Source organism: Pengzhenrongella sp. (assembly GCF_036565025.1).
In the GTDB taxonomy this organism is placed as follows: Bacteria; Actinomycetota; Actinomycetes; order Actinomycetales; family Cellulomonadaceae; genus Pengzhenrongella.
This window is the reverse complement of the sequence record NZ_DATCNW010000443.1, coordinates 1-4,053: the sequence shown is the minus strand read 5'-3', so window position 1 is coordinate 4,053 and position 4,053 is coordinate 1. Positions and strand designations below refer to the sequence as shown.

At 69.3% G+C, this 4,053-nt stretch carries 4 protein-coding genes and 1 pseudogene; 1 reads left to right on the top strand and 4 read right to left on the bottom strand.

Features of this window, described 5'->3' with window-relative positions:
• Positions 1–166 precede the first annotated feature (166 nt).
• Both VIM26_RS25260 and VIM26_RS25255 read right to left on the bottom strand, forming a co-directional pair.
• Positions 167–382 carry a hypothetical protein gene (locus VIM26_RS25260; RefSeq protein ID WP_331956090.1) on the bottom strand — a complete coding sequence of 72 codons (216 nt, stop codon included), beginning with the start codon at positions 380–382 and terminating at the stop codon, positions 167–169.
• Positions 379–942 carry a carboxymuconolactone decarboxylase family protein gene (locus tag VIM26_RS25255; protein ID WP_331956089.1) on the bottom strand — a complete coding sequence of 188 codons (564 nt, stop codon included), beginning with the start codon at positions 940–942 and terminating at the stop codon, positions 379–381. The genes VIM26_RS25260 and VIM26_RS25255 overlap by 4 nt, the downstream gene beginning before the upstream one ends.
• Positions 943–1,061: 119 nt before the next feature.
• On the opposite strand from VIM26_RS25255, the gene VIM26_RS25250 reads away from it, so the two are divergent.
• Entirely contained in the window at positions 1,062–1,628 is a 567-nt protein-coding gene (locus tag VIM26_RS25250; RefSeq protein WP_331956088.1) for a helix-turn-helix domain-containing protein, read from the top strand.
• An 83-nt stretch (positions 1,629–1,711) separates the two neighbouring features.
• Here VIM26_RS25250 and VIM26_RS25245 read toward each other — a convergent pair whose 3' ends face one another.
• Together VIM26_RS25245 and VIM26_RS25240 are read right to left on the bottom strand one after the other, a co-directional pair.
• A complete protein-coding gene (locus tag VIM26_RS25245; protein ID WP_331956087.1) occupies positions 1,712–3,430 on the bottom strand; it encodes a diguanylate cyclase in 1,719 nt (572 codons plus the stop codon).
• Positions 3,431–3,818: 388 nt separating this feature from the next.
• Positions 3,819–4,053 (bottom strand): annotated as a pseudogene (locus VIM26_RS25240) (HNH endonuclease); the annotation flags it as partial.

The window sequence follows — 4,053 nt, the reverse complement described above, 5'->3', positions numbered from 1 at the left end:
CCCGCCACCGCCACCGCCACCGCCACCGCCACCGCCACCGCCACCGCCACCGTCGTCGTCGTGCGTCACGCGGGGACTCGCGGAGGAAGTGGTGCCCATAGCGATGAGTATCCGGCCAATCGACCCGGTGCGCTCTGAAGTACCAGAGTCAGCCGAGCCGACCTCGCTACCCGGTCCGCGGCAGGCGATACGTGAGCCGGCCCAGCGCCGGCGCCGAGACAATCTCGACCGTGTTCGCGCCCGGCAGGTGGATGTGAAGAAAACCGCCCTCGACCGCCACCCGAACCTCGGTGAGCCGAGCGGCCGGCCTCCCGTCCGAGTCGGTGATCGCGTAGCCGTCCCGCAGCTCGACGACGTCTGCGTCGCGCCAGGTCAGGGTCACGACATCGCCGCGATGACCGGCGGAGCAGGGTCCACTGCGGGAAAGTCCAGGGCAGGCCGGGCCAGCTGGTTGAAGTAGTTCGACAGCACGTTGAGCGCGACGTGGGCGACGATCTCGGCCAGCTCGGCATCCGTGACGCCCGCGGCCCGGACGTCCGCAAGCAGCTCGTCGCTGACGCCGCCACCGGACCGCACGATTCCTCGCGCCACCGTGAGGACCGCCTGGACGTGCGGGTCCTCGGCCTCGGCGCGGCGAGTCCTGGCCAGTTCGTCGTCGCTGAAACCCATCCGGCCGCCGCGCATGCTGTGCGCCGAGATGCAGTAGCCACACTCGTTCTCCTGGGCGATCAGGAGTGCCAGCTGTTCGCGCAATCGAGCACCGAGCACGCCGCCTGCGAGCGCGTCGCGAAGCGCGAGGTAGCCCCGGAGGGCAGCCGGTCCGTTGGCCATGGCCGCGTACAGGTTCGGTACCCGGCCGAGCTTCCGCTCGGTCTGCTCGAGCAACGCGCGCTGCTCGGTCCCGGCGATGTCGGTGGTGACGGGGGGCAAGCGATCTGTCATGACGACGTCCTCGAAGTGGTTCGCGAATCGCAGACGGTACCGATTGGTCCCGAAGCCAAGACGATACTGGTCGGTTCCGTCTGGAGTCAAGACGGAACCGACTGGTACTGTTTCCCGATATGGCAACCAAGGCGCGGGAACGGCTCCTGCAGACCGCCGAGGAGCTCTTCTATGCCGAGGGCATCCGGGCGTGCGGCGTCGAGCGGATCCTCGAGGTCTCCGGGGTCGGGCGGGCTTCCTTCTACCGGCACTTCCAGAGCAAGGACGAGTTGGTCCTCGAGGTGTTGCGGGGCAGGGACGTGCGCTGGCGGGCTTGGCTGGAGGAGGCCGTCGCGGCCAGGGGGCTGCCCGCGACCGAACGTCCGGCGGCCGTATTCGACGCACTCGCGGAGCGTTTCGGCTGGCAGGACTTCCGGGGCTGCGCATTCATCAACACGATGGTGGAGGCGGCGGACCCGCAGAGCGCCGCCTTCCAGGCTGCCGCTGACCACAAGCGCCGGGTCGTCGCCTACCTGGACCGGCTGCTTGACGAGGCCGGGTACGCGGGGCACAAGGCCCTTGCGCGACAGTTCATGCTCCTGGTCGATGGCGCCATCGTGGCCGCGCTGCGCGATCGGACGACAGAGTCGGCCGGATCGGCAAAGGCCGTCGCGGTCGCGTTGCTGGCCGCGCAGCGGGCGCCGTGACCCGTCCGGCCATCCGAGCTTCGCACCTCAGGCACCCCGGGTCGTCCCGTCCCAGAGGGCTCGGCATCGTTGCCTGACCGGGCTCAGCCCGAACTGGCTTGGTACTGCCTGATGCAGTTTCGGCCGCCGGCCTTGGCGAGGCAGAGCTGCTCATCGGCACGCTGGATGAGCTGACCGACGTCGGTCGTGTCGCCGCGCGTCGCAATGCCGATGCTGACCGTGACCGCAAGTCCCGCCCTGATGCTCGACCACGGCTCGGCCGCGATGGACTGGCGAAGGCGTTCGCACATCGTCAGGGCCGCCTCGTGGTCGGTGTTGGTGAAGCCGAGCAGGAACTCCTCGCCGCCGAACCGGGCGACCAGGTCCTCGACGCGGCTGTCGACCATGAACAGCTGCGCGACCCGCTGCAGCACCGTGTCGCCGACGGCGTGGCCGAAGGCGTCGTTCACCGCCTTGAAGTGGTCGAAGTCGACCATGGCGAGGCTGAGCCCCGGGCCCCGGGCCCCGGGCCCCGGGCCCAGGGCCGCGGAGGCGTGGAACAGCCGGGGCAGCACGGCATTGAGGAAACGACGGTTTCCGAGGCCGGTGAGCGCGTCCTGATGGGCGTGCCGCTCGAGCTCCTCGGTGCGTACCTGGAGCGAGAGCTTGTCCTCCTCGAGCCGCCGGTTGTGCGCCCGGGTGACCGCTGATTTCGCCCGCGCATCGGCGGCCTCGAACCGCGCGTTGTCCAGCTCCATCCGGTGAGCGAGGATCCGGGCCCTGACCTCGGTCCGCTCCGAGCGGATCGTCTGTTCCAGTGCGTAGAACTCGCGATGGCGACTCAATGCTCCCCGGTAGTTCTCGACGAGCTCGTACGCATCGGTCAACCTGATCAGGCAGTCGCGTTCGATCGGCCGTTCGCCCATCGCGCGCGCCCTGTCGAGGACGTGCTCCAACAGGTCGATCGCACGATACGTCTCGCCCTGGGAGAGCAGGATCGGGGCGGTGTACTGCAGCGTGGAGAGCTCGAGGGAGTAGTAGCCACGCTCATGCGCGAGGCGTTGCGCTTCCGCGAGGCTCCGCAGGGCGTCATGCGGATCGCCGGCCAGCCACCGCATCACGCCGAAGTTGCTCAGGGCGATCGCCACCTTGTAGGGGTGGCCGAGCGCTCGGGCCAGCTCGAGTGCTCGCGTCGCATATCCGGTCGTCTCGGTCACCAGGGAGCCGGCCGGGTCGCTCTCGCCACGGGCCGCAAGCTCCTGGATCAACCACATGCTGGAGTCCGTGAGGTTGTTGAGCGCCGCGAACCGGGTCTCGTTGGTGAGGCTCTCGGCGAGCGTGAGCGCTCCAGTGAGCTGAACTCGCGCATCCCCGTACTTTCCGAGCGCACCGTGCACTCCGCCCACCCGGTTCTGGACCCAGTACTGCAGGGTGCTGTCGTGGAGCCGATCGGCGATCTCGGATGCCGTCGCCAGTCCGGCGAGGGCTTCCTCGCACAGGCCGAGCTCGTTCAGGGCGAAGGACCTCGTGGTGAGCGCGCGGCACAGCTCGGCCTCGTCGCCGAGCACGGTGAGGATCTCGAGGGAGCGCTCACAGGTGCTGATTGCTTCTTCGAACCTGCCGGCTTGGCTGAGGAGGTCGGCCAGTTCCCGCAGGGCGGCGGATTGACCGCGCGCGTCACCGTTCACTTCGCCGGCGGTGATCGCCCGAACGGCGAGGTTCGTCGCCAGCTCGTGGTCGCCGGCGGCTTTTGCAGCCTTGGCTGCCTCGATGCGGCGGGCGGTCTCCGGGTCGGGGGGCTGCTGCCGTGCCGCGGCGTCCACCACCCCGTCGCCCTCCTTCTTGGAGCCGCGATAGGCCCCCTCAGAGCCAAAATCGGCCGACCGTGGCTGGGTGTGAGCACCCCCGTCAGGTCGACTGCCATGGAGGCCATGATCCGTGAGGCGAAGGCAGGCTAGATGGCGACGGGGCAGCGGGTTTCCGCGCGAGGCAGGCTCGTCGGCCCGCCGGAACACCGGCGGATGAGCTCGCGATCGACACCCTACGGCAGCCGCAGGACGGCGCTCGCAAGACTCGCCAGCGCTCGCCACCCGCCTAAGAACGGGGTCACGGCCTGCCTCAGAACGGGGTCACGGCCCGCTTCAGAACGGGGTCACGGCCCGCTTCAGAACGCGGCCGCGGCCTGCTACAGAACGGGGCCGCGGCCTGCTTTCAGAACGGTGGTTCGTCAGGGAGTTCGACCTTGGGCAGGGCCTCGATTCGGGGGCGGGGTTCGACGGTCGGGTCGGCGGGGTAGGAGGGCCGGTCGTAGCGGTGCCCGGTGGGCGAGGTCCAGGTCGTGGTCCCGGTCGCCGCGTCGCGTACGACGTCCCAGTCGCCGTCCGTCTTCATCACATGGTGGTGCTTGCAGAGACTATGAACGTTTTCGCACGTGGTCTGCTCGTCG

What these genes read in the sequence shown, in the direction of transcription:
- VIM26_RS25250 (WP_331956088.1), top strand. Translation starts at nt 1,062, where the DNA reads ATGGCAACCAAGGCGCGGGAACGGCTCCTGCAGACCGCCGAGGAGCTC.
- VIM26_RS25255 (WP_331956089.1), bottom strand. Translation starts at nt 942, where the DNA reads ATGACAGATCGCTTGCCCCCCGTCACCACCGACATCGCCGGGACCGAG.